Raw genomic sequence first — 24,986 nt, 5'->3', positions numbered from 1 at the left:
TGATTTCGAGGTGTTTGTCTCCTTAAGCTGCCATAACTGTCCGGACGTGGTACAGGCGCTCAACCTGATTGCCATTCACAATCCGGGTGCAACAGCGACCATGATTGACGGGGCCTTTTTCCAGGACGAAGTGGAACAGCGCAAAATCATGGCGGTACCGATGCTGTTCCAGAATGGTGAACATATTGGTCAGGGCCGCATGACCTTAGAAGAAATCGTGGCCAAACTGGATACCGGTTCATCAGCCAAAGAGGCAGAGAAACTCAATGCCAAAGACGCTTTTGATGTGCTGGTGATTGGCGGCGGACCTGCAGGCAACACTGCTGCCATCTATGCCGCGCGTAAAGGCATTCAAACCGGGATTGTAGCGGAACGCTTTGGCGGTCAGGTCATGGATACCATGGACATTGAAAACTACACTTCAGTGCAGAAAACCCAAGGGCCGAAATTTGCCGCTGAAATGGAAGCGCATGTCCGCGCTTATGAGGTCGACATCATGAACCTGCAAAAAGTGGCGGCGATTAAAGGTGCAGATGAAACCGCGAATGGTCTGGTGGAAGTGACGCTGGAAAATGGTGCGAAGTTAGAATCGAAAACCATCATCCTGTCGACCGGTGCACGCTGGAGAGAGATGAATGTTCCGGGTGAGCAGGAATACAAAACCCGTGGTGTGGCCTACTGCCCGCACTGTGATGGTCCACTGTTCAAAGGCAAACGTGTGGCGGTGATTGGTGGCGGGAACTCGGGTGTAGAAGCGGCGATTGACCTGGCCGGGATTGTCGAGCATGTAACCTTGGTTGAGTTTGATACCAAACTGCGTGCGGATCAGGTCTTGCAGGACAAACTCAACAGCTTGCCAAATACCACCGTGATCATGAATGCACTTTCAACAGAAGTGGTCGGTGACGGTTCACAGGTGACTGCGCTGAAATATAAAGACCGTGCCACGGATGAAGAGCACACGGTGGAACTGGCGGGAATCTTTGTGCAGATCGGTTTGTTGCCAAATACCGACTTCCTGAAAGCATCGAAAGTGGAACTTTCCAACCGCGGCGAGATTGTGATTAACGAGCGCAACGAAACCAGTGTCAAGGGTGTATTTGCAGCAGGTGACTGTACCACCGTGCCGTACAAGCAGATCATCATTGCCACCGGTGAAGGCGCGAAAGCATCCCTGTCTGCTTTTGATTACATTATCCGTTCCGGGCAATAAATAAAAAAAGCCAAAGTGGCTATGTAGACATAGACACTTTGGCTCTAGTTCCCCAAGTTCTTGTTTTACCCTGTTTATAGGAACTCAGCACGCTAACTCTGGGTTCTTTTTTTTATCGCTACCATTTCCCTCGTTATTTTAATTTTATACATTTTTTATTTTGCGCTTTTTTTATTGTTCTTTCCCCAAGGTTACTTCGTTGAATCAAGCAAGTTTTATTCCACTTTCATCTGTTGGATTACGAGTTAAATAAATTCAAAGCCTTAAACTTCTGCAGCAATTGTTCTTGCGTTTCCACATGTTCAGGATGCGGAATAATGCACTCAATTGGACATACCGCTATACAGGTTTGGTGCTCATAAAAGCCAACGCATTCTGTACAGCGCTTTACATCAATTTCATACACTTTATCGCCCTCATAAATCGCATCATTCGGACATTCCGGCAGACACATATCGCAGTTGATACATTTGTCAGTAATCAGCAAAGCCATTTTGTCTGGACACTCAAACCGCTTGGTAAGCTAAAGATGAAGCCGAAATATCAGCCGTCGAATTCGGTAAGTTGCGAATCAGCAGGGCATAGTTCATATCGACATCTGCAGGAACTGGAATATCCACCACATGGCCTGAGCCTTTGGCATCTTCAATCAGATTACCTTTTTTATCTTTCATTTGTGTTAAAGTAAAAGTGATATTGCCTTTCGTCGTCATCAGCTCAAGTGAATCGCCGACCACAAAACGGTTTTTGACTTCAATTTTGATGTAGTCACCGTTACGCTCTAATACTTCGCCTACAAATTGTTGATGATCAAAACGCGATGAACCCGTTTCATAATTTTGATATTCACTATGAATATGACGGCGCAGGAAACCTTCGGTATAACCACGATTTGCCAAGCCCTCCAGTTGAGTCATCAATGCTGGATCAAAAGGTTTGCCTTCAAGTGCATCATCAATCGCTTTACGGTAAATCTGGGCAGTACGCGCGCAGTAGAAATAAGACTTGGTACGACCTTCGATCTTCAAGGAATGAATACCCATCTTGGTTAGACGGTCGACATGCTGTACTGCACGCAAATCTTTGGAGTTCATGAAGTAGGTGCCATGTTCGTCTTCTTCAGCGGCAAACATGTCCTCTTCATTGCGTTGTAATAAAACCGGCTCGCCAAATTGGTGTTGTTTTAGGGCGTGTTGCTCATCGGCATCTTTGTTTTTGCAGCATGACGTTTGTTGGAACGATTCTTCAATTTGTTGAACTGGAATCACATCTCCACTTTCATCTTCAGCTGCTTCGTGAATTTTATAGTCCCAGCGACAGGCATTGGTGCACGCGCCTTGATTGGCATCACGTTTGTTCATATAGCCAGAAAGCAGGCAACGACCGGAATAAGCCATACATAATGCACCATGCACGAAAACTTCAATTTCCATGTCAGGCACATGATTTTTAATTTCTTCAATTTCTTCGATAGAAAGTTCACGTGACAAAATGACACGAGTGAGACCCATATTTTTCCAGAATTTTACCGTTGCCCAATTGACTGCATTAGCTTGAACCGAAAGGTGTACCGCCACATGCGGAAAGTTTTCACGCACCATCATGATTAAGCCCGGATCGGACATAATCAGGGCATCAGGTTGCATGGCAACCACAGGTTCTAAGTCACGGATGAAATTTTTGAGTTTGCTGTTATGCGGCTGAATGTTGACCACCACATAGAATTTTTTGCCCAAAGCATGAGCTTCGGCAATGCCAATTTTTAGATTGTCATGATCAAAAGCATTGTTACGTACACGTAAGCTATAACGCGGCTGTCCGGCATAGACCGCATCGGCACCATAAGCAAATGCATAGCGCATGTTTTTCAGCGAGCCGGCAGGAGAGAGAAGTTCGGTTACGTGTGAAATGGTCATGTCATTAAAGGCATAAAAAAACTATGGCTTTATTGTAGAGAACTAAAAAAATGATTCAACCTAGTAAAAAACTCGGAATTATCAAACCCGTCATCGTAATGTCATCAAATTTTCATTAATATATATGGGAATACGTATATACATATATATCTTATGGATTCAGTCAATTTTTTTAAATGTCTTGCCGATCAGACACGCCTGGACATTCTCATGCTGATTGTGAAACAGGGCGAACGATGTGTCTGCGATTTAACCGCAACTTTGGACTTGAGCCAGCCAAAAATTTCACGACATTTGGCGCTGTTACGTAGCAGTGGAGTTTTGCAAGATCGGCGTCAAGGGCAGTGGATTTATTACAGCTTGCAAGCGGATTTACCGCAGTGGTGTCTGGACGTTTTAGACAGCGTTGCTGTACAAAATGACCGTTTTAATGCTGTGAATTTATCTCACTGCGAATCTTTAAATTGTTGTGAATAAGTGATTGGAATAATAATGAATTTTCTTTTTTTATGTACCGGAAATAGCTGCCGTAGTATTTTGTCGGAAGCACTTTTTAATGCCCGTGCACCGCAGGGCTTTAGTGCCTGTAGCGCCGGTAGCAAACCTACTGGAACAGTTCATCCTTTAACATTGAAAACCCTGCAAAATTTGGGAATATCGACGCAAGGTTTATCCAGTAAAACCATGCAGGATTGTGAACAGTTTAATCCGCAAGTGGTCATTACCGTGTGCGGTTCAGCAGCTCAAGAACCTTGCCCCTTGTATCTGGGTAAAGCCATTAAGGCACATTGGGGACTGGAAGATCCTTCGCATTTAGATGTTTCTGAAGATGAAAAAATGAAGGCCTTTATGCAAACCGTGGAGCATATTAACCGTCGTTTTGATGCTTTTTTTGCCTTAGATTTAGCCCATTTATCTGTTGAAGAATTAAGCAAAGAAATCGAAAAAATTTCTGAAATTGCCTAATCGAGAAGGTTATGACTGCTAGAAAATTGTCTTTTCTTGATCGAAATCTAACGTTGTGGATTTTTATTGCCATGGCTTTAGGCGTTGCTATGGGTGTGTATTTGCCCCAGGCATCCTCTGCTTTAAATCAAATGAGTGTAGGGTCGGTAAATTTACCCATTGCATTCGGTCTGATTTTAATGATGTATCCGCCATTGGCCAAAGTAGATTATGCCGCTTTACCGCAGGTGTTTCAGGATAAACGCACCCTGATTTTATCTCTGGTACAAAACTGGCTGATTGCACCATGCTTGATGTTTGGTCTTGCAATGATCTTCCTGCAAAATTATCCGGAATATATGACCGGTCTGATTTTGATTGGCCTGGCGCGTTGTATTGCCATGGTTCTGGTCTGGAATAATCTGGCTTGTGGCGATAACCAGTATGTCGCGGCATTGGTGGCATTTAACAGTATTTTCCAGATTCTGTTTTTCAGTACTTATGCATGGCTGTTTTTAAGTTACTTGCCGCCTTACTTTGGTGTGGGCGGACAAGTGATTGATGTCAGTTTCTGGACCATTAGCCAGGCGGTGCTGATCTATTTGGGCATTCCATTTTTGTTGGGCTTTCTAACCCGATTATTTCTGGTTAAAGCCAAAGGTTTGCTGTGGTATCAAACTCAATTTATTCCCAAGATTAGTCCGCTCAGCTTGATTGCACTACTGTTTACCATTGTGGCGATGTTTAGTCTGAAAGGTGCAGATGTCGTTAGCTTGCCAATGGACGTATTGCGTATTGCGATTCCATTGACCATTTACTTTGTATTGATGTTCTTTATCAGTTTCTTTATGAGCAAATGGATGGGAAATGACTACCCACGCACCACAGCCATTTCTTTTACCGCAGCGGGGAATAACTTTGAACTGGCTTTAGCCGTTGCTATTGCTACATTCGGTTTGGCTTCGCCTGTGGCATTTACCACCATTATTGGTCCATTGGTGGAAGTGCCTGTGCTGATTGCTTTAGTCAGCGTGTCACTTTGGCTGCGTAAAAAGTTTTATAGCAATGAGACTCGTATTGCTGATTAATTGGCAAGGAATGAAAGAAATTCTTGTTTAAATGTTCTTTATCCTTTCTAACCGCAGAGGGAGGAATTAAGAAGAATGTTCATAAAATAAATGTGAGCTGAAAATGTCATTACCGAATATTGATTTAGATTTATTACCGACACCCAACTTTGGGCAGGTTCAGGCCAAGGAATTGGCCCATCCACCGCGTATTTTATTGCTTTATGGTTCAAACCGGGAGCGCTCTTATAGTCGCCTGGCAGTGCTGGAAGCTGGGCGTATTCTTGAGCATTTTGGCGCGGAGGTGAAAATCTTCCATCCCAAAGGTTTGCCCTTACCCGAAGATGCAGAAACTTCGCATGCTAAAGTGCAGGAATTACATACCTTACTGGCTTGGGCAGAAGGTATGGTGTGGTGTTCTCCAGAACGGCATGGTTCGATGAGTTCGATTTTGAAAGCGCAAATTGACTGGATTCCACTCGCGGCAGGAGCCATTCGTGCCACCCAAGGTAAAACCTTGGCTTTAATGCAGGTCTGTGGTGGATCGCAATCCTTCAATGCTTTAAATCAAATGCGGGTTTTAGGACGTTGGATGCGGATGATCACCATTCCAAATCAATCTTCCATTGCCAAAGCATTTATGGAATTTGATGAGGAGGGGCGAATGAAAGCATCTTCGTATTACGACCGGATTGTCGATGTAATGGAAGAGTTATATAAATTCACCTTGCTGACGCGTGGACAGGCCGGTTACTTAACCCATCGTTATTCAGAACGTAAAGAATCTGCGGCTGAACTTTCAAAACGGGTGAATCAAAAGTTCATCTGATTCATTCAGCAGATTCCAGCCGTTTTAAAATCTGGCAATGATCAATGGTGGTTTGGGTAGCGCAAGATTGTCTGAGTTGTTGCAGTTGCAGCTGAAACTTTTGCAATTCGGAAATTTTGCGCTCAATATGGCTTAAATGTTCATCAATAACGTTATTCACTACACAACAGTCTTGCTCAGGTTTTTGTTCAAGCTGAATCAATAACTCAATTTCCTTGAGCGACATATCCAGTGCACGGCAACGCTTGATAAAAATCAGCCGTTTCAGTGTTTCATCATCATAATAACGATAATTATTGGCTGCCCGAAAACTCGGCTGGATCAGCTGCCTTTTTTCATAAAAACGGATCGTGTCAGTGCTGAGCTGAGTCCTATTGGCCAAATCTTTAATTAAATATTTTTTATCTGATTTCATGGGATGGCTTGACCTTGGAGTTAGTCCATAGTTTTGAATAAGAATAATACATCAGATGTTGAAAGTAATGGAGAAAAATATGGCTTGCTGTTGCACACCTGAACCGCCAAAAATGAACAGTAAATTTCGTACCGCTTTATGGATTGCATTATTTATTAATTTGGCCATGTTCCTGATTGAATTGATTGGTGGGGCTTATGCACATTCATCGGCACTCTGGGCGGATTCCTTAGACTTCTTTGGCGATGCGGTGAATTATGCTATTTCACTTGCCGTATTGGGCATGAGTTTATATTGGAGAGCAACAGTTGCCTTGCTCAAAGGCATCACCATGGCTGTGTTCGGTTTTGTGGTCATGGGCAAAGTGATTTATGCCTATATGCAAGGGATTCCACCTGAAGCAATTACCATGGGACTTATTGGGGTGTTGGCTTTAATTGCGAATGTGGTTTCAGCTGCCTTTTTATATGCTTTTAGAGATGGCGATTCCAATATGCAATCGGTCTGGTTGTGTAGCCGTAATGATGCGATTGGGAATGTTGCAGTGATTTTAGCCGCGGTAGGAGTGTTTGGTACGGGCAGCATGTTGCCGGATATTATCGTGGCAATCATTATGTCAGTACTCGGTTTAACCGCAGGCTATCGGGTGATTAATAAAGCATTGCAGGAACGGAAAGAGCATAAGTACGTAGTTATGTAAATAATAAAGTTCTTATAAAAAGCTGCCTAAGAGCGGCTTTTTTATATGAATTAAAATCATGTCTAAATAAGAATACATATCCAATTCACATAATATTTACTGCTTTACAAATAAAAACATTTTGATAGAATTCAAACTAAATATAAGGAATGTAAATAATTTCTCAAAATAAATTGGACGTTTTAGAGAATTTTAGTAGGGGGTTTAGTGAAATTAATTAAAATTTTATGCGCGGGTACTGTGGTGTTAATCACCGGGTGTAGCGCGAAAGTGGTGACCTATGATGCAACGGGTCAAGTGATTGGTTCCTGCAAAGCCACTTCGGGTTTTATATTGGGGGCTCGCGCAATTTGTTACGGTGGGGCCAATTCTGAAGGCGTGGATTATTCAAACGTCGATCAAAATTCAGGATTGTTACCACAACCCCCTAAATCATCGAAAATTATACTTTTAGATAATTAATGATTTTTAAAAATTTTATAGTAGGGAAAAACATGATGAAAATTTCGAGCTTATTGGCTTTGACAGTTGCTGTATTATTATCAGGCTGTGCTTCAACAGTAACCACATTTGATTCTAATGGACGCATGATTGGTTCATGTAAAGCAGAACTTGGCTTTGTGATTGGTGGCGGTGCAGGTTGTACTGGGCAAGCTAATCAAGAAGGCAGAGGTAAATAATTAAATCCTTAGATTTAAAAAAACCGAGGCATTCACCTCGGTTTTTTATGATTCAAAGTATCTTATTTTTCAACGAATGCACGTTCAATGACGTAGTCGCCTAAAACGCCCATACGTGGAGATTCTTTTAGACCATGTTGGTCAAGAAGAGCCGCAACGTCGTCCAGGAATGCAGGGCTACCGCAAAGCATTGCACGGTCAGTTTCCGGGTTAAAACGTGGCAGACCGATTTTTTCGAACAATTGACCAGATTCAATGGCAGTGGTGACACGACCTTGAGTATGGAAATCTTCACGCGTTACAGTTGGGTAATACACCAATTTTTCTTTAGCACCTAACTCACCGAAGAATTCATGGTTTGGAATTTCGTTGAGAATCAAATCTTGATAAGCCAGTTCAGAAATGAAACGTGTACCGTGAACCACGATGATTTTTTCAAAACGTTCATAGGTTTCAGGGTCACGAATCACAGACAGGAATGGAGCAAGACCGGTACCAGAAGAAAGAAGGTACAAGTTTTTACCCGGGTTCAAATCGTCCAGAACCAAAGTACCTGTAGGTTTTTTAGAAACCAGGATTTCATCACCCACTTTTACTTTTTGCAGAATAGAAGTTAAAGGACCATCTGGAACTTTAATAGAGAAAAACTCTAATTCTTCTTCATAGTTAGCACTTGCAATTGAATAAGCGCGCATTAAAGGCTTACCATTCACTTCAAGACCGATCATCACAAATTGTCCGTTTTTAAAACGCAATGCAGTGTCACGAGTGGTTTTAAAAGAGAATAAAGTGTCATTCCAGTGGTGGACGTGAGTAATCTTTTCGACGTTGAAAGCAGCCATTAAAGGTCTCAATAAGTTATCAAATTAGAACAGCTTACTATTCTAATCTAAAAACATTCTCGATAAACTGAATATATTTAATTGAACTTATCAGAAAAAGTGATTATGACTGAGCTTAAAATGCCAATAATCGGGTATATGAAATCGCCTTATAAAGAAAAATTTGGCATTCCACGCCAACCCAATCTGGTACAGGTCGAGTCCTATATTGAAATGGTTGAGCCTTATAATGATTTAACCGCTTTTGAAGGGATTGAGGAATTTAGTCATCTCTGGCTGTTGTGGCAGTTTCATGACAATAAAAATCAGCAGCAAAGTCAAAATTTTAGACCGCAAGTTCGTCCACCGCGTCTGGGGGGCAATAAAAAAATCGGGGTATTTGCCACGCGCAGCATGTACCGGCCATCACCCATCGGTTTATCCGTTGTCCAGCTGAAAGACGTGAAAAAAGTCGGCAAGTCTTTACGTGTGTATGTGACAGGCAGCGATCTTCTGGATGGCACGCCGATTGTCGATATTAAACCCTATATTCAATATTCAGATGCAGTGCTGGATGCTCAAAGTGGTTATGCACAGGATGAACCTGAACGAAGGCTTGTGATCTGGACAGAACGTGCCGAACAGCAAAAGCAGGATTTAATGAAAATTCGCAGGCTAAATAGTCAAATTGTGAATGAACTGGAGCAGGTTTTATCGCTTGATCCAAGACCGGCTTATCAAAATGATGCGAAGCGAGTATATGGCATGTTGTTTGCCGACTTGAATGTGAAGTTTAAGGTGGATGACCATAAGGTGCAAATTCTCGAAATTTTGACGTAAAAAAAGGAGCTTTAAGCTCCTTTTCTGATGTCGCTCGCTTGAGCAGTTTAAAGTTTCATTGAGTTTTGCATAAATTGTGCAGCGGTGTCATTATACCAGCTGCATTCATTGTTCAAGGTTTCAATGTCCTCGATAGCCAGTTTGCGCTCTGCTTCAGTTAATGTACTGCTTAATTTGTCCTTTTGTTCTTGAATGTACTGAGCTAGGCTGTATTCAACTCCTTTTAGATAACGCCCAGCACCATAGTAGTCGCCTTTATATTCTGCCGCGCCATAAGTTGCGTTTGCATCTGTACTGTCATAGGAATATAAGTAGGCAATGGTGTCTTTATAGGTTTTCTTAAAGATGTGCTTGTCATTTTGGGCATAGTCTGCTGCATAACCATCAAAAGCGAATTTTTCGTCACTCTCGTCACTGGTGTAGAGATAAATATTCTCTTGATTATTGCTGCGAATACTAACTTGTAAGCAATATGCACCCGCAGGGAAAGTTAGGTCTTTGACCGAATTATAATAAGCAAGGCGCTGTGCAGAAATATTTGGAATTGAATTATTTACAATATCCCATTGATCTCTGGACTCTAATGTCGCTAAAGCATTTTTGCCGTTGAGGTCAATTTTTTTGAAATTTGTGGTAAATACAAGACCGGTTGAGCCAACAGGAGAATAAGGCTTATGTGTAAACACTAAATTATTCAAAGAACCTGTTCCTGCTAAATATCCATATTTGGAATTTTTTGGTCCTAACTCTTGATAAACACCATCTTGAGTAACAAGAATGTCATTGTCTGGTGTAGGCGCGTCATCTTGAACATATACGTTGCCCTGATCAAGAGTAAAGGTATTATGAACAAATTCAAGTGGTTCATTGACTGCATAGCCAGCTTCAATTTCAAAATAATGCCATTGTTGAAAATTTTGATTTCCTTCGGCAGATCCAGAATCTATACCTTGGTAGACGCCGTCTGAGCCACCTCCGCCGCCTCCACAGCCAGTCAAAGTGAATGCTGTGATAATTGCTAAGCTCAGATATTTAAGTTTCATGTTATAACGCCCCCTTATTGTTGATTAAAAAATTTAAGTTTTGTTTTAAGAGATAAAAAATTACGTCAATCATTAATTATTAATTAAATCATGTAAATGATTAATTGTTACATTTAAAAATAGTAATAAAATCATTATTTTAAATTTAACTAAAGAGATATTTTAATTGATTAATAATAGTTAATAATAAAATTCAACTTAACGCTGCACCATCCACCAAAGTACCCCAATTAAAACAGCCATATGCAAAATTTGCACTGGTGCAAAATATAGTGCAAATTTTAATCCTCCACTTATGGCTGCATTAATAGATTTAGAAATGGCATGAGCAGCCAGACCTAATATCATTGCATAGAGTAAACTGCTATTTTCAGGTTCACCTTGAACAACGACAGCGGCCGCAGCAGCATGAATTTCAAACAGTGACGCCAGCAGTGTACCTGCAATTAAACCGGAATCACCGAGTAAAAGTTCCAAGCCATGCACACCTGCCTGAATGACCGTTAGCATTCCCGCAATAATGGCTGCCTCTTTTAAGCTAAACATGGCACTATCTACCGGTTCTGCTTTTTCGACCGGTTCTGCTTTCCGTAAAAGCCAGTAAGCGCATAATGCTAAAATAGCGATAGCAATGAGTGAAGGAAATGTCAGCAGCTTTAGCCAGCCTAAAGAGACACCGCCTACCACAATCAATAAAAGTACCAAAGTAGATATACATGACATCAGTGCTGCACCGGCATTGGAGCGGGCATCGGCCTCTTGATTGCGGACCTGTATGCCTAAATGCGCAATGGTTGCAGTACTGGATACGAATCCGGAAGCGATTGAAGAAAGCATCAGCGCTTTTTTACTGGAAAGTAAGCGCTTGGCAATGTGTGCCAATGCTTGCACGATAAGAATCAGGGTGAGCAGTTTTAAAATAATATGTGGATTAAGCACATTGCCCCATAAAGGCGTATCGGGGGTCAGCGGCAAGGCAATTAAGATCAGCGCCAGTAAAAATACGCCATCTTTAAGCTCTGCTCCGGTAATCCATGTTCCGGCAATCCCATGCATGGAACGTTTCATCATTAAAATGAAGGTTAGTATTACAGAGAGACTGGCAGCCAAGGTAATGTTCCAGACGCACAGCGCACCGATAAAATAAGTCATGACGAAAGCCAGTTCGGTAGTGACCCCAGGATCTTGCAGCTGGTTTTTAAGTGAAAAAATACCGATACCGCCAACAATCAGCGCGCCAATCACGCCAAAGATATCGCCAAATGCAAAACATAAGGCACCCAGTAAAGCGCAGATTGCAAACGAACGTACCCCGGCAAAACTATGCTGGTTTTCACGTTGCTTGCTGCGTTCACGTTCCAGACCGATCAGCAAGCCACAACCCAAGGCCGCTGCCATAATCATCAGCAATTCTTGGAACGACGTCGTTTGCAGGGACAGATTCAGCATATTATTCACAGGATTCATCCACTCGGTTGGGCAATGGAAACTCAGCTGTCTAATTAAACGGCATATTTGGCATTATTGGCTATAAATGTCCGAAAGTAAAAGCATAATCCTCATCAAAGCAGGCTATCGTTTATTCTGAAGTAAACGGACATATCGATCAGTTTAGAAAAAGATAGGGTGAATATTTTTCTAAACCGGACTGAGGCGAGATCCAGTTTAGTTTGCTATAGTGGATGAATGTTTTGGGGCATATAACAATGAAGTTTAATTTTGAAATGGATACATCCTGGTGTCTGGAACAACTACAAAAAGATGGCCGGATTACCGAGCGCAATAAGCTCTTGATCCAAACCACACACCGTCAGCGTGAGCAACTGAAATGGCATCCTTTGCAGTGGATTGCACACTTTAATCTGGTCGATCAGGCGCATCCGCAAAGTACCCTGACCTTAAACCGCCTGTGCCAGTGGATTGCAGAAAAAGCCAATATTCCTTTTTATATTATTGATCCCCTAAAGGCCGATGTAGGCGCCTTGACCAATATCATGTCGCAAGAATTTGCCGTACGTAATAAAATTCTGGCCGTCGAAATTCAGCCGGATAAAGTCCTGATCGCTACCGACCAACCTTTTAAAACGGAATGGGTGGCCAATCTTGAACATAGCATTGCACCAAAGAAAATCCAGCGTGTATTGCTTAGCCCAGATCAGTTGCAGCGCTATCTGGTGGAATACTATCAGGTGAGCCGTGCAGTCAGTTCATCGCAAAAATCCAGTGCTTACGACCGTGACAACAAAGGCGTAGAAGCACTGTTGCAACTGGGCGATACACAAAACCCGGATGCCAATGACCAGCATATTGTCAAGCTGGTGGATTGGGTATTGCAGTTCGCTTTTGAGCAAGGTGCGAGTGATATTCATCTGGAGCCAAGAAAAGATACAGGTAAGGTGCGTTTCCGTATTGATGGGGTATTGCATACCATTTATAAAATGCCGGCCAATACCCTGACCGCCGTGATTTCACGGATTAAAATTTTAGGCCGTATGAATGTGGCGGAAAAACGCAAACCGCAAGATGGCCGTTTAAAAACCCGTACCCCCAAAGGGCAGGAAACGGAACTGCGTTTATCCACTTTGCCGACCGCTTTTGGCGAAAAAATGGTAATGCGTATTTTTGATCCGGAAGTCTTGGTACGCAGTTTTCAGCAGCTGGGTTTTGAAGGCAGTTTGCTGAACGACTGGCAGGCGCTGACTTCGCATAGTCATGGCATTATTTTAGTGACAGGTCCAACCGGTTCGGGCAAAACCACAACGCTCTATTCTTCACTCAAACAGCTGGCAACTGAAGAAGTCAATGTCTGTACCATTGAAGATCCGATCGAGATGCTGGAACCAAGCTTTAACCAGATGCAGGTGAATCAGGGCATTGATTTAGGTTTTGCCGATGGAGTTCGTGCCCTGATGCGTCAGGACCCGGATATTATTATGGTCGGGGAGATTCGTGATCATGATACCGCCAATATGGCGATTCAGGCCGCATTAACCGGTCACCTGGTGTTATCTACCTTACATACCAATGATGCACCATCAAGTCTGACCCGTTTGCATGATTTAGGGGTGCAGCCATTTTTAACTTCAGCCACGATACTGGGAGTATTAGCACAACGTCTGGTGCGTAAACTTTGCCCGCATTGCAAACAGGAAAGCTTTATCAATGAACAGGAATGGAAGCATTTAACCTTCGATTATTCGCTAGAAATGCCAAACTTCGTGTTTCAGGCGGTGGGTTGTGAAGAATGTCGCCATACCGGCTATAGAGGGCGAGTCGGTATTTATGAATTTATGCCTTTAAGCCTGGCGACCAAACAGCTGATTGGTGCAGATGCGACTTTAAACCAGCTCCGTGATCAGGCGAAGAAAGAGGGCGTTGAACCGCTACGTATTGCAGGGGCTCGCAAAGTTCTGGCAGGCATGACCACGTTGGAAGAAGTGTTACGTGTTGTGCCGCTGAATTGAAATATTGTTTAAAAATGAAGAAATCTTAAGATTCACCTCATCTTGGTTTGTTTTAATAACCCTATCGAAATGATAGATAAAGATGAGGGCGTCACAATGAACATGATTTCTAAAGCAGCTTTAATTACGGGTCTGGTCGGTGCATCTACTTTTGCTTTAGCCAATACCGCAATCAATCAAACTGCAATTGCACCACAAAAAACCACTACGGTTAAACAAGCTTTGACCTTGAAAGATGACAGCAAGGTACAGTTAAAAGGTTATGTGGTGAAATCGGTAGGTGATGAAAAATACCAGTTCCGTGACAATACCGGTACGATTACGGTCGAGATTGATGATGAGTTATGGCACGGTAAAGCCGTGAATGCCAAAACACCTGTAACTCTTATAGGTGAAGTAGACATTGACTACAAACCAGCGAAACGTGTTGAGATTGATGTTGATTCGGTTCAATTCTAAACAAATTGAGCAGTTAAAATAAAGTGATCAGTGGCTGACATAGCCTCTTCCCAAGACCATATGAATGATTCATGTGGTCTTTTTGATTTAAGCTGCTTTTTAAAAACATGCTATCTTAAAACTACAATGTGCCAAATATTTGAGAACAACACATGCGAATCTTACTGGCAGAAGATGATGCTTCCCAAGCAGAGAGCATCAAAACATGGTTAGAAATGGATGGCTATAATATTGACTGGGTCGAACGTGGTGATCACGCCATTTTAGCCATTGAACAGCATCAGTATGATTGTATTCTGCTTGATCGCGGGCTACCTAAAGCCACGGGCGACGAGATTCTTAAAACTTTACGTGCGCAGCAGCAACAAACCCCGGTGATTTTTATCACCGCGCGCGACAGTATTCATGACCGCGTTGAAGGGCTGGATTTGGGCGCCAATGATTATCTGGTCAAACCTTTTAGCCTGGAAGAACTTTCTGCACGTGTGCGTTCGCAATTACGCCAGCATCAAAGCAGTGCCGATCAATATTTGCGATATGCAAATCTGGTTTTAGATTCACAAGGCAAGACGCTTACTCAAGATGGTCAAACCGTCAATTTAACCGCCAAAGAATTTCAGATTCTACATAAGCTGATGCAAAGGCCGGAACAGGTGGTCACCCGTGAACAACTGGAAGAATCACTCTATGCCTGGGGTGATGAAATCGAAAGCAATGCCATAGAAGTGTTTATCTATCAATTACGTAAAAAGATTGGCAGCCAATATATCAAAACCATTCGTGGTTTGGGCTATCGCATGAGTCAGGATTAATATGTCATCCCGCATTTCTCTACAAACACAGTTAATCAAGACCTCATTATTCAGTTCAATGCTGGCTGGGATATTGGCCTTGCTGCTTTTTGTAGGAATCTCGCTGTACCAGACCATGCTGGTGCAAGACCAGATCATGGATGAAATTGCAGATATGCTGTTGATTTCGGATGTAACCAGGAGTTCAGGGCAACAGGTTGATGAACTCAGTGATGAATTTGATATTCAATACCAGTTAAAAGATCAGCATCAGGTACTGGCTGAATCAAAAAATTTTCATTTGAGCCCTCCATCTTCAAAGCTTGAAAACCATTCAGCTCAAGGTTATGACTTGATTTGGCAGGATCAGCAATTGTGGCGTATCTACAACGCTGAAGATGCTGAACTGAATATGTCGGTACTGGTATTGCAGCCGATAGGAGAGCGCTTTAAGGATCTGGCTCAAAATGTCATGGGCTATGGCCTGGTTTTAATCTTGCTCTGGTTAGTTCAGTGGCTGATTTTGCATTTCGCCGTGCAACGTCAATTTAAAGTGATTCAGCAATTGTCTAAAAACATTGCAGAAAAAAATGCCGATGATCTTAGGCCGATCCTGCAGCAGGTGCCCGAGTTCAAAGAATTACAACCGATGGTCGTGCAGCTGAACCGCTTATTACAGCGACTGGAACAATCTTTGCTGGCAGAACAGCGTTTTACCGCAGATGCCTCGCATGAGTTACGTTCACCTCTCTCCGCCATCCAGATGCGTTTACAGGTGTTGAAACGTAAATATCCGGACTTGGCGCAGGAGTTGGTCAGCATTCAAAATGATGTCAATCGCGGTACCCAGGTATTAGAAAACCTGCTGTTACTGGCAAGACTGGATCCGACCAATATCCAGCAGCTGCCTAAAACTAATATTGATTTGAATATTATGATCAACGAGGTCCTGCAAGCCTTACAGCCCTTTGCCGTAGATAAAAACATTCAGATCCAGACTCAGGTTTTACCTCAGCTTTATATCATAGGAAATGAAAAGCTAATCTTTAGCTGTATTCGGAACCTGATTGATAATGCCATTCGTTATGCAGGGCAAAATGGTCATATATTTATTGATATGCAACAAAAGCAGCAATATATCAGCCTCACTATTGAAGATGATGGACAGGGCGTGACAGATGAGGTTTTAGAACGGCTAGGTGAGCGCTTTTATCGGGCATTGGGAACTAGAACCCAAGGTTCAGGACTGGGACTGTCAATTTGTAAAAAGATTATTGAATTACATGCAGGAGAAATTCATTTTTCCAAATCGGCGCATGGCGGGTTAAAAGTCGAGCTGAAATTTTTAATGAATATGTAGCGCTAAAAAGCAGTATGTTTGCGCTCATACTGCTTGTTTCCACGTTTATTCTTGTTGAGTGAATTATTTTTATTTGGTCAAAATAAGACGATTATTACGGGTTAAGCGTAGACGGTATTCTTCTCCGGCATGCATAATCCGGATTTCTCGACCTAAAGAAAACAGGTTATTCGAGTGCAACATCGGTAGTGAGTGAGCTGTGTCATGATTACGGGTAAACAAGCTAAATGGTGCGTTCATTCCTTCGACTCCGTGGTATATATTGAATGGTTTAAATGATAATCATTATCGAATAGAGCTGTCAATGGATTATTTAAGATTTTATAAAAAACTTAAATTTGCTTACACTTTGTAATATTTTCATGCTGAGGAACAGGCAATGTCTAAACCCATAATTCATGTTGCCATTGCAATTTTACTGCATCAAAACAAAGTGCTGGTGGGCTGGCGTGAAGCAAAACAGCATCAGGGCAATAAACATGAATTTCCGGGAGGAAAAGTTGAAGAAGGCGAAAGCCCTTTAGCCGCCTGTCGCCGTGAAATTTATGAGGAAGTCGGTATTGGTCTGCATGACTGGCACGCGTTTGATGTGATTGTTCATGAATATGAAGATGTGATTGTGAAACTGCACTTATTTCATGCCAGCGTACCGGCAGCTTTATTGAACGAGATTCAACAGCCCTGGAGCTGGTATAGCCGTGAAGAATTGTTGAATCTAAATTTTCCCAAAGCTAACCAAGCCATGATTCAGCGTTTGTACTGGCCCCATCAAATTAAAATCTCAGATCAGCTCGAAACATTCAAGCAGTTGCGACAAGACCAGTTACTGTATTGGCGTGTTGAGGGAACACAAGCAGAAATTATTGAAATTTCAGAATTAAGTGTTGAAAAGTTATCGCGGCTGATTGTAAATGTTGATCTGTACCAGCAATTAAACTCGATTCAACAGCAAGTCATTTCCGCCATTCATTTAAAACAGTCACAACTTATGGCTTTAAAGCCGGGTGATTTACAGCTCGGTAAACGTTACCTTGCGGCATGCCATGATCTGGCGTCAATGCAGCAAGCGCAACAGATAGGGTGTGATGCAATCTTGCTGAGTCCGATATTGCCTACCGCAACCCATCCTGAAGTGGTAGCACTGGGATGGGAGCAGTTCAAGAACTGGGTTTCACAAGTTGATCTGCCGGTTTTTGCCTTGGGAGGCTTGCAGGCCGGTGATCTTGCGGGTGCTCAAGAGCAGGGTGCCTATGGCATTGCCGGGATGCGCTTTTTATAAAATAGAGGGAAGGATATATTGAGACAAGCAGTTCAATATATCCTCAAGCTTATAAGCCTTTCAGGGCTTTTTGCGCTTGTTGAATGGTTTTTTGATCTTTTCGTTGCTGTGCGGTTTTCAAAATGACCTGCCAAAGTTGTTTCTTCATGGCATTGGTTTGTGCATAACTTAAGCCACGTTTCGCCAAGGCTTCAGCATTTGCAGGCTGATTCTTTTTATTGGCAATTAACGCTAAATACAAGAAGGTTTCAGCGGACTGCGGTGCCAAACGCTGTGCTTGCAGTGCAGCAGCTTCTGCTTCATTCCATTGACCTTGCTTATAGGCGAGTTGGGTTTTTTGCATGAGTTTTTGAAATGCCGGAAGTCGGCGACCATCTTCAAACTGCTGTTTGCGCTGTTGAGCAGGAACGATCACCTGCATCTTTTTACGTTGAATTTCTTCACGTTCATAAGGCGTGATAACCACACCCGAGGGTGTTTTAACATCCTGTTTTTGTGCGGGTACGGGTTTCGGGGGCTGTTTGCTCTCGAGAGCAGGCAGGCTTTCACAGCCTGCAAACCCAATTAAACTTAAAGCGATTAGTCCATATTTATACCGTTTAAAATGCCCACTCATGCTCAACTTTCACTCTTAATTGTCATAACTACCGCTTGAAATGACCCGGTTATCAGAACCATGGTTCTGCATTTCAGTGTCACTTTCACGAATATAGTTTTCAATACTATCGTTTTGTTCAGCAGGTGCTTGATTATTTTCAGTATCAGGATTGTAAGCAGGCTCTACCTGATAACTCGGTAGACCACAAGCAGTGGCCTGGCGTGGCATATTACTGCGCAGCAATGGAATGTACATGGCACCTTCACACCCTTGTGCAGATAAATATCCACTAGAACGGTCAATCCATTGCCACTGTACATTTTCGGTCTGACGCAAGTTCACCGGTTTTTGACGCAACTGTTTCATCACGTTAATCCAGACCGGAAGTGCGCCCGAAGAACCGGTTAAGCCAGTGACCTTGTTATTATCCAGACCGAGCCAGACTACACTGACATAATTACCTGAATAACCTGCAAACCATGAGTCACGGGTATCATTGGTGGTACCGGATTTACCTGCCAGTTTTAAGTCGGCAGGGAAAGCGCTATAAGCTGCACGCCCCGTACCAGAACTCATGACCTGTTGCAGACCATAATTCAGAATATAAGCTGCAGAGGGGTCAATTGTACTTTGTACCGTTAAACCATAACGGTCCAGCAGGCGTCCGTTGGAATCCACCACCGAGCGAATAGACCGGATTGGATATTTGAAACCGCCAGTTGCAAAATTGCCGTAAATACTCATTACTTCCATCGGTGACATATCAATTGCACCGAGGAAAATCGATGGGTAGCTTGGAATATTTGAAGTCACGCCAAATTTTTTCAGGTGATTGCTAAAGGTCGAAATGCCAAATTCCTGACCCAAACGTACGGCTGCCAGGTTGTAGGAGTTTGCCAGTGCTTCGGACATCGGAACAATCCCGTGCTCACCACCACTGTAGTTTTTAGGTGTCCAGTTTTTACCTTCACTAAAAACGTTCAATGCACTATCTTCAACCGGTGTAGCCCAGTTATAACGCCCAGATTCAATCGCACTTAAATAAATCACCGGTTTAAGCAAAGAGCCGACCTGTCGTTTTGCATCCAGGGCACGGTTAAAACCGGTAAAGTCTTGGGTAGAACCTAAAGCGGCAACCAGTTCACCATTTTCAGGATGAGAAATTAAAACAGCGCCCTGCAAGTCTTTTAAACGTTTTGGATTGGCATCGGCTAAACGTGAAACAGAGGCTTTAAACGCTTCCTGGACTTTGGTTTGGGCAATCGGGTCCAGCGTGGTAAAGATTTTTAGGCCCTGATTGGTCAGATCGCCTTCCTGATATTCAGTGCGTAGCTGGCGACGTACAATATCCATGAAATCCGGGAAACGGGCAGGTCCCAAGGTTGGCTTGGCAATGACATTTAATGGACGAGCAGTTTCTCGTTCAAATTGCTCTTGGGTCAGATAGCCCATCACCAGCATATTGTTTAATACAATATCACGGCGTTTTTTGGCGCCTTCCGGGTTTTTCCAAGGATTAAACAGGGAAGGTCCTTGTACCAAACCGACTAAATAAGCCTGTTGAGCAATATTCAGTTCACGTAGCGGTAAGCCAAAATAAAACTGTGATGCCAGACCATAGCCATTAATGGAATAATTGCCATTTTGTCCCAGATTCACTTCGTTTAAATACGCTTCCAGAATTTCATCTTTGTCATAATGAAGTTCAATCAGCATCGCCATGAGAGCTTCATTGACTTTACGTTTTAAAGTTTTTTCTGGGCTTAAATAGAAATTCTTCACCAGCTGCTGGGTCAGGGTTGAACCGCCCTGACGTTTGCCACCGGTAATATTGCTGACTACAGCACGTGCTGTACCACGAACCGAGATGCCATGATGATGGTAAAAGTTACGGTCTTCAGTTGATATCAGGGCTTCAATGAGCGGTTTAGGCACACTATTGAGCTTAATCAGCACACGGTCTTCATTATGCTGTGGATAAATTCCGCCAATCAGTAAAGGTTCTAAACGTGCAATACCGGTAGAAGACGGTTTAGTCGCACTGACTTCACCAATCTGATTGTCGCTAAAAGTGACTTTTAATACTTGCTCGGGTTCAACGCTGTCACCAAAGTCGAAGCCGCGGGTATGTACATACAGGGCATCACCGGAAGTGACATAACTGCCAGAATGGGCATAACTATCAGAATTCTTATAGCCCAGAAGTTTGAGTTCTTGAGTGAAGTCCGTCTGGTTGACGGGTGCATTGGTATAAATTTCCAAAGGACGGGCAAAAACTTTTGCCGGAATATCCCAGCGTTGTCCTTCAAACTTATTACGTACAATATTGTCCATCCGGATTAAATAGACACTAAAAACTAAGAAGACGCCAATGACTACTATTGAAAAAATAAGAGCCAGTAAACCGATGCCGCGTTCAGACTTCATCAATGATTATAAGATCCAAATAAATTGTGCTAATCATGCGAAGCTTTTCATTTTTTTGCAATAATTAATCTGTGAATGGAGATAAAATATAATAATAAGCTGCACAAAATATTTGTAATGAGTTTTTGATTTTATAAAAGATATTCTGTTCAATATGAAAACCGGATTTGCAAAGAATATGTGCATATTAAAGCAAGTCCACAGTATTCAGTATCTAAGTTGTTCCAATACAAGCAATTTTGTAAATTGGATGACTTTTATTCTAAAAACCCATGCCGATTTTAGTCATGCCAGCATACCCAATAAAGTGACCTGAATAGCAGACTAAAAACTGGCTGAGCCTTTGAATTCGCAAGATTGTCAGCGCAATCTGAACTGAAAGTTTTTTAAAATGAACAGGGTTAATGCTATGATAGGCAGGAATCGTAGCGGAGCGATGACCCAGGTGCAAATTTCACATAAAACTTTTCGGAACATTGGATTAATAGGCCGTCCAGATAAATCCTCCGTCGTGGAAACTTTAAGTCTTATTCATGACCATCTTTTAAGTTTAGGTTTACATCCGGTTTTTGATTCGGAAACAGCAGCGCTAGTCCCGTATAGCAACACACAAACAGTAAGCCGAAGTTTACTCGGTGAAGTGGTAGATCTGGTGATTGTGGTGGGCGGTGATGGCTCTTTACTGCATGCTGCACGTGCCCTGGTCAGACATAATACCCCTGTCATTGGGGTGAACCGTGGTCGTTTGGGCTTTTTAACCGATATCAAGCCGACCGAGGTTATTTTTAAACTGGACCAGGTGCTAAAAGGCGAGTTTCAGCTCGATCGCCGGTTCTTGCTGGAAATGGAAATCCGTTCCAAAGGTGAAAGTATTTATGATGCCATTGCCCTGAATGATGTAGTTCTACATTCAGGCAAGTCGGTGCATATGATTGACTTCGAACTTAATATTGATGGTCAGTATGTCTATCGTCAGCATAGTGATGGCTTGATTGTTTCGACCCCTACAGGCTCTACCGCTTATGCGCTTTCTGGTGGTGGACCGATTATCCACCCAAGTATGGATGCCATTTCTTTGGTGCCGATGCATCCGCATACCTTGTCTTCACGTCCCATTGTGGTCGGTGGACATAGCGAAATTAAGATTATTATTCGTGAAAATCGTGTCTTGCCGATGGTCAGTGCCGATGGTCAACACAGTGTTTCACTCAGTGTTGGGGATAGTTTGCATATCCGTAAACATCCATTTAAATTGAATCTCCTTCATCCACCCGGTTATGATTTCTATATCGCTTGTCGTACCAAACTGGGTTGGAATCAAGATTTTGACTCTTTACAACAGCAGGATTAAATGATGAATATTGAACAAATGCTGGCCGTACTCGATCCTGAAATTGTTGCGCGTTTAAAGACAGCAGTGGAAATTGGTAAATGGCCAAATGGCGTAGCGCTCACCAAAGAGCAGCGTCAGACCTGTATGCAGGCAGTTTATGCTTGGGAAATGAAAAATTTGCCTGAAACTGAACGTAGTGGCTATATTGACCGCGGTACCAAAGAAGAAGATGAACACTGCGATTCACATGATCCAAAGCAAGACGAAGAGTTTAAGCCGATTCGTTTTGTTTAAATATTTATGTGCAATAAAAAAGACACTGTGGTGTCTTTTTTATTGATTCCTAGCTTAAATTAAAGCACATCACGGCCACACAAAGTTTCAAGCCTTCAGGAGACTTTGTGTAGGCAGGATTTTTACTTTTGACAGGGCAAAAGTAAACAAAACCCTTTGTTGTGCTGATAATACATCCTTGTATCACAGCACAACGATCGGCGTCCTGCCGATCTCATGTGATTAAATGCTTTTTTTAGAGTTTGAAAAACAATAAGGCAAAATAGAGCATTACTTACTCGGGTATTTATCTACAAACCTAATCAAATAATTTTTCGGTTTGCCCACAGCTCTTTGGCTTTTAGCATTGCCTCATCATACGAATCACAAGCACCCAGGGTATATAACGCAATTCCCATGGTTTCAGTCACTGCAATTTCGCCATATTCATGATGCTGCTTGCCTTCCCAAACCGCTTTAAAAACTGCCAAGTCGAGTTCTTCTTCAATTGGACTACGGCTTACGGTCAGTTTAGGCAATTCATGTTCGTACAGTTCGCCATTTTTAATCCCGCAGATTAAGGTCTTGGCATCCGGATTACGCTCAAACTCACCACCTTCACCTTTAATCACCGCACTATTTTGATAGCCCAGTTTAAACGCAGCCTGCTGGTGTGAGGCACGATAGGCCGGATGGAAAATAGCCTGCATCGTGGCTTTGGCATTAAATGGATTAATTAGACGCGCTAAAGTATGAATAGGGGAGCGCAAGCCCATTACATTCCGTAAGGAAATCAAATCACTCAAAATCGGAGAAATTGCTTCTAACGGTATATAGGCAAAATTGCGTTGTTGTAACTGCTGTTCCACATCCGTGTCATTTTGGCAAATAGCATAACCGAGATATTCCAATACCTGTTCGGTATAAAGACGGTTAATGGTATGTCCCGATGCACCATGCATCACCACTTTATAGCCATGTTGAGCCAAGGTCAGCGCAGCCAGTAAAAACCAAGGATAATGTTTACGCTTGCCGGCATACGATGACCAGTCCAGGTCTACATCCAGTGTTTTGAAGTTTAGCTGATCACGCGTAGCTTGTACAAAGCCGGCCAGCTCATCTACAGATTCCTCTTTAACACGAAGTAGCATTAAAAAAGCACCCAACTGCACATCCAAGACTTCATCTTTTAAGATCATGCTGAATGCTTGATAGGCTTCGTCAAAAGTCAGGGAGCGGGCACCATTTTTTCCTTTTCCCACAATACGAACAAACTGAGCAAAAGGATGTTCAAAATCTTTATATATATTTCGTTTGGTATTCATAGTGCAATTTCAGCATCAACCCTGATCAATGGCTACAGTTTACTTTGATACTGGCTATTTTTCTGCATGATTTTGAGGATTAAATTTGAGCCATTTAGACCATAGTCTAAGAGGTGCTGTGTATTATTTAACCTAATTTAACATTTGAGGCAAAACAAAGCCTTAAAAAACAGGTAAAATTTAACCTAGTTTTAATATGTGTTCATCTCCTGATCAATCCTCTGATTTTTAATCAGAGCCTAATGTGCTTTTTTAAGCACATTTACACATTTAGTTTTTTTACAGTATCGAGGGTTTCTTGATGCTTTGGTGCTCTTTTATCTTTGATAAAGGAGTTTTGGGCTGTTTATTTTTTGAAAATAGACAAAATCTGAATATTTCTGATTAAGAAATATATCGTGAAGTAATGTCATGGCTAAAAAACCAATCTATAAGTCGCTGTATTTTCAAGTAATCGTTGCCATTATTTTGGGTGTGATTGTTGGGCATTTTTACCCAAGTTCATCTGTAATTGTTGACGGTGTTAAGCAAAGTGTTCCCGGCTTGGGCGAGCAATTAAAACCATTGGGTGATGCTTTTATTAAGCTCATCAAAATGATTATTGCACCCGTGATTTTCTGTACTGTGGTAAGTGGTATCGCAGGTATGGAAAGCATGAAATCTGTGGGTAAAACAGGTGGTATTGCGCTGCTCTACTTCGAAGTGGTATCAACACTTGCATTAATTATCGGTTTGGTAGTGATCAATATTGCAAAACCGGGTGTAGGTATGAACATCGATCCTGCAACTTTAGATACCTCAGGTATTTCGAAGTATGTAGAGTCCGGTGCATCTCAATCGACACTTGATTTCTTTATGAACATCATCCCGAACACGGTGGTCGGTGCCTTTGCCGAAGGTGAAATTCTTCAAGTCCTTTTATTCGCATTGCTGTTTGGTTTCGCATTACATAAATTGGGCGATGCAGGTAAACCCGTCCTCAAATTCATTGATCAAATTTCGCATGTGTTCTTCAACATCGTAAACATGATCATGAAACTTGCGCCGATTGGTGCGTTTGGTGCGATGGCATTCACGATTGGTAAATACGGTATTGGTTCACTGGCTCAGTTAGCTCAACTCATCATCTGTTTCTATATTACTTGTTTACTGTTCATTTTCATTGTATTGGGTAGTATTGCACGTTTCTGCGGTTTCAGTATTTTGAA

Annotated in this window: 27 protein-coding genes; 17 read left to right on the top strand and 10 right to left on the bottom strand. The window is 42.4% G+C overall.

Going from position 1 to position 24,986, the window contains the following annotated elements:
- Window positions 1-1,213: alkyl hydroperoxide reductase subunit F (ahpF, locus tag B4C48_RS00745; protein ID WP_291352444.1), on the top strand; the 1,213-nt coding region annotated here is incomplete at its 5' end.
- A gap of 238 nt (window positions 1,214-1,451) precedes the next feature.
- Here ahpF and B4C48_RS00740 read toward each other — a convergent pair.
- Window positions 1,452-1,706: a YfhL family 4Fe-4S dicluster ferredoxin gene (locus tag B4C48_RS00740; protein ID WP_291352442.1), complete on the bottom strand. Its 255-nt coding sequence runs from the start codon at window positions 1,704-1,706 to the stop codon at window positions 1,452-1,454.
- Window positions 1,707-1,719: 13 nt separating this feature from the next.
- Window positions 1,720-3,129, bottom strand: coding sequence for a tRNA 5-hydroxyuridine modification protein YegQ (gene yegQ, locus B4C48_RS00735; protein ID WP_291352440.1), 1,410 nt, complete (start codon window positions 3,127-3,129; stop codon window positions 1,720-1,722).
- Window positions 3,130-3,282: 153 nt separating this feature from the next.
- Between yegQ and B4C48_RS00730 the strand changes: the two genes are divergently transcribed.
- The 4 genes from B4C48_RS00730 to arsH all read left to right on the top strand — a co-directional run bounded on the left by B4C48_RS00730 (window position 3,283) and on the right by arsH (window position 5,970).
- Window positions 3,283-3,606 carry a metalloregulator ArsR/SmtB family transcription factor gene (locus B4C48_RS00730; RefSeq protein ID WP_291352437.1) on the top strand — a complete coding sequence of 108 codons (324 nt, stop codon included), beginning with the start codon at window positions 3,283-3,285 and terminating at the stop codon, window positions 3,604-3,606.
- 15 nt (window positions 3,607-3,621) lie between these two features.
- Window positions 3,622-4,095 (top strand): arsenate reductase ArsC, encoded by a 474-nt coding sequence (locus tag B4C48_RS00725; RefSeq protein ID WP_291352435.1) that lies wholly within the window; start codon window positions 3,622-3,624, stop codon window positions 4,093-4,095.
- An 11-nt stretch (window positions 4,096-4,106) separates the two neighbouring features.
- Complete coding sequence (gene arsB, locus B4C48_RS00720) at window positions 4,107-5,162, top strand: ACR3 family arsenite efflux transporter (RefSeq protein WP_291352433.1); 1,056 nt, start codon at window positions 4,107-4,109, stop codon at window positions 5,160-5,162.
- Between the two features lie 103 nt (window positions 5,163-5,265).
- Entirely contained in the window at window positions 5,266-5,970 is a 705-nt protein-coding gene (arsH, locus tag B4C48_RS00715) for an arsenical resistance protein ArsH (RefSeq protein WP_291352431.1), read from the top strand.
- A gap of 1 nt (window position 5,971) precedes the next feature.
- On the opposite strand, the gene B4C48_RS00710 is transcribed toward arsH, so the two are convergent.
- On the bottom strand, window positions 5,972-6,385 hold the full coding sequence (locus B4C48_RS00710; RefSeq protein WP_291352429.1) for a MerR family transcriptional regulator: 414 nt from the start codon (window positions 6,383-6,385) through the stop codon (window positions 5,972-5,974).
- 79 nt (window positions 6,386-6,464) lie between these two features.
- On the opposite strand from B4C48_RS00710, the gene B4C48_RS00705 reads away from it, so the two are divergent.
- The 3 genes from B4C48_RS00705 (at window position 6,465) to B4C48_RS00695 (ending at window position 7,765) form a co-directional block, all read left to right on the top strand.
- A complete protein-coding gene (locus B4C48_RS00705; protein WP_291352464.1) occupies window positions 6,465-7,085 on the top strand; it encodes a cation transporter in 621 nt (206 codons plus the stop codon).
- 207 nt (window positions 7,086-7,292) lie between these two features.
- On the top strand, window positions 7,293-7,547 hold the full coding sequence (locus B4C48_RS00700) for a hypothetical protein (protein WP_291352427.1): 255 nt from the start codon (window positions 7,293-7,295) through the stop codon (window positions 7,545-7,547).
- 35 nt (window positions 7,548-7,582) lie between these two features.
- Complete coding sequence (locus tag B4C48_RS00695; protein WP_312158727.1) at window positions 7,583-7,765, top strand: hypothetical protein; 183 nt, start codon at window positions 7,583-7,585, stop codon at window positions 7,763-7,765.
- Window positions 7,766-7,827: 62 nt separating this feature from the next.
- Here the strand turns inward: B4C48_RS00695 and B4C48_RS00690 are convergent, their stop codons facing one another.
- Window positions 7,828-8,607 (bottom strand): ferredoxin--NADP reductase, encoded by a 780-nt coding sequence (locus B4C48_RS00690; protein ID WP_092818522.1) that lies wholly within the window; start codon window positions 8,605-8,607, stop codon window positions 7,828-7,830.
- Between the two features lie 105 nt (window positions 8,608-8,712).
- Here B4C48_RS00690 and tsaA point away from each other — a divergent pair, with 105 nt between their 5' ends.
- Window positions 8,713-9,426 carry a tRNA (N6-threonylcarbamoyladenosine(37)-N6)-methyltransferase TrmO gene (gene tsaA / locus B4C48_RS00685; RefSeq protein WP_291352421.1) on the top strand — a complete coding sequence of 238 codons (714 nt, stop codon included), beginning with the start codon at window positions 8,713-8,715 and terminating at the stop codon, window positions 9,424-9,426.
- 47 nt (window positions 9,427-9,473) lie between these two features.
- Here tsaA and B4C48_RS00680 read toward each other — a convergent pair whose 3' ends face one another.
- Window positions 9,474-10,469: a hypothetical protein gene (locus B4C48_RS00680; RefSeq protein ID WP_291352419.1), complete on the bottom strand. Its 996-nt coding sequence runs from the start codon at window positions 10,467-10,469 to the stop codon at window positions 9,474-9,476.
- A gap of 198 nt (window positions 10,470-10,667) precedes the next feature.
- Window positions 10,668-11,918 (bottom strand): MgtC/SapB family protein, encoded by a 1,251-nt coding sequence (locus B4C48_RS00675; RefSeq protein WP_291352462.1) that lies wholly within the window; start codon window positions 11,916-11,918, stop codon window positions 10,668-10,670.
- 257 nt (window positions 11,919-12,175) lie between these two features.
- On the opposite strand from B4C48_RS00675, the gene B4C48_RS00670 reads away from it, so the two are divergent.
- From B4C48_RS00670 to B4C48_RS00655, 4 genes are all read left to right on the top strand, one after another.
- Window positions 12,176-13,933, top strand: a complete 1,758-nt coding sequence (locus B4C48_RS00670) for a GspE/PulE family protein (protein WP_291352417.1) — start codon at window positions 12,176-12,178, stop codon at window positions 13,931-13,933.
- 96 nt (window positions 13,934-14,029) lie between these two features.
- On the top strand, window positions 14,030-14,392 hold the full coding sequence (locus B4C48_RS00665; RefSeq protein ID WP_291352415.1) for a NirD/YgiW/YdeI family stress tolerance protein: 363 nt from the start codon (window positions 14,030-14,032) through the stop codon (window positions 14,390-14,392).
- A gap of 152 nt (window positions 14,393-14,544) precedes the next feature.
- Window positions 14,545-15,204, top strand: coding sequence for a response regulator transcription factor (locus tag B4C48_RS00660; protein ID WP_291352413.1), 660 nt, complete (start codon window positions 14,545-14,547; stop codon window positions 15,202-15,204).
- Between the two features lies 1 nt (window position 15,205).
- A complete protein-coding gene (locus B4C48_RS00655; RefSeq protein WP_291352411.1) occupies window positions 15,206-16,543 on the top strand; it encodes a sensor histidine kinase in 1,338 nt (445 codons plus the stop codon).
- Window positions 16,544-16,612: 69 nt separating this feature from the next.
- Here B4C48_RS00655 and hemP read toward each other — a convergent pair whose 3' ends face one another.
- Window positions 16,613-16,783 carry a hemin uptake protein HemP gene (gene hemP, locus B4C48_RS00650; protein WP_291352409.1) on the bottom strand — a complete coding sequence of 57 codons (171 nt, stop codon included), beginning with the start codon at window positions 16,781-16,783 and terminating at the stop codon, window positions 16,613-16,615.
- Window positions 16,784-16,922: 139 nt separating this feature from the next.
- On the opposite strand from hemP, the gene B4C48_RS00645 reads away from it, so the two are divergent.
- Window positions 16,923-17,822: an NUDIX domain-containing protein gene (locus tag B4C48_RS00645; RefSeq protein ID WP_291352407.1), complete on the top strand. Its 900-nt coding sequence runs from the start codon at window positions 16,923-16,925 to the stop codon at window positions 17,820-17,822.
- Between the two features lie 49 nt (window positions 17,823-17,871).
- Here the strand turns inward: B4C48_RS00645 and B4C48_RS00640 are convergent, their stop codons facing one another.
- Complete coding sequence (locus B4C48_RS00640) at window positions 17,872-18,438, bottom strand: tetratricopeptide repeat protein (RefSeq protein WP_291352406.1); 567 nt, start codon at window positions 18,436-18,438, stop codon at window positions 17,872-17,874.
- A 15-nt stretch (window positions 18,439-18,453) separates the two neighbouring features.
- Window positions 18,454-20,847, bottom strand: coding sequence for a penicillin-binding protein 1B (gene mrcB / locus B4C48_RS00635; protein WP_291352405.1), 2,394 nt, complete (start codon window positions 20,845-20,847; stop codon window positions 18,454-18,456).
- A gap of 409 nt (window positions 20,848-21,256) precedes the next feature.
- Between mrcB and B4C48_RS00630 the strand changes: the two genes are divergently transcribed.
- Both B4C48_RS00630 and B4C48_RS00625 read left to right on the top strand, forming a co-directional pair.
- On the top strand, window positions 21,257-22,198 hold the full coding sequence (locus B4C48_RS00630; protein ID WP_291352404.1) for an NAD(+) kinase: 942 nt from the start codon (window positions 21,257-21,259) through the stop codon (window positions 22,196-22,198).
- A gap of 3 nt (window positions 22,199-22,201) precedes the next feature.
- On the top strand, window positions 22,202-22,474 hold the full coding sequence (locus tag B4C48_RS00625; protein ID WP_086199710.1) for a YeaC family protein: 273 nt from the start codon (window positions 22,202-22,204) through the stop codon (window positions 22,472-22,474).
- Between the two features lie 302 nt (window positions 22,475-22,776).
- Here B4C48_RS00625 and B4C48_RS00620 read toward each other — a convergent pair whose 3' ends face one another.
- Entirely contained in the window at window positions 22,777-23,778 is a 1,002-nt protein-coding gene (locus B4C48_RS00620; RefSeq protein ID WP_291352401.1) for a glycosyl transferase family protein, read from the bottom strand.
- Between the two features lie 411 nt (window positions 23,779-24,189).
- On the opposite strand from B4C48_RS00620, the gene B4C48_RS00615 reads away from it, so the two are divergent.
- Window positions 24,190-24,986, top strand: a 797-nt coding sequence (locus tag B4C48_RS00615) for a cation:dicarboxylate symporter family transporter (RefSeq protein WP_291352399.1), incomplete at its 3' end; no start/stop codon positions are given.

It is taken from the genome of Acinetobacter sp. UBA3106 (genome assembly GCA_002365595.1).
GTDB lineage: Bacteria > Pseudomonadota > Gammaproteobacteria > Pseudomonadales > Moraxellaceae > Acinetobacter.
This window is presented reverse-complemented; position numbering and strand designations above follow the sequence as displayed.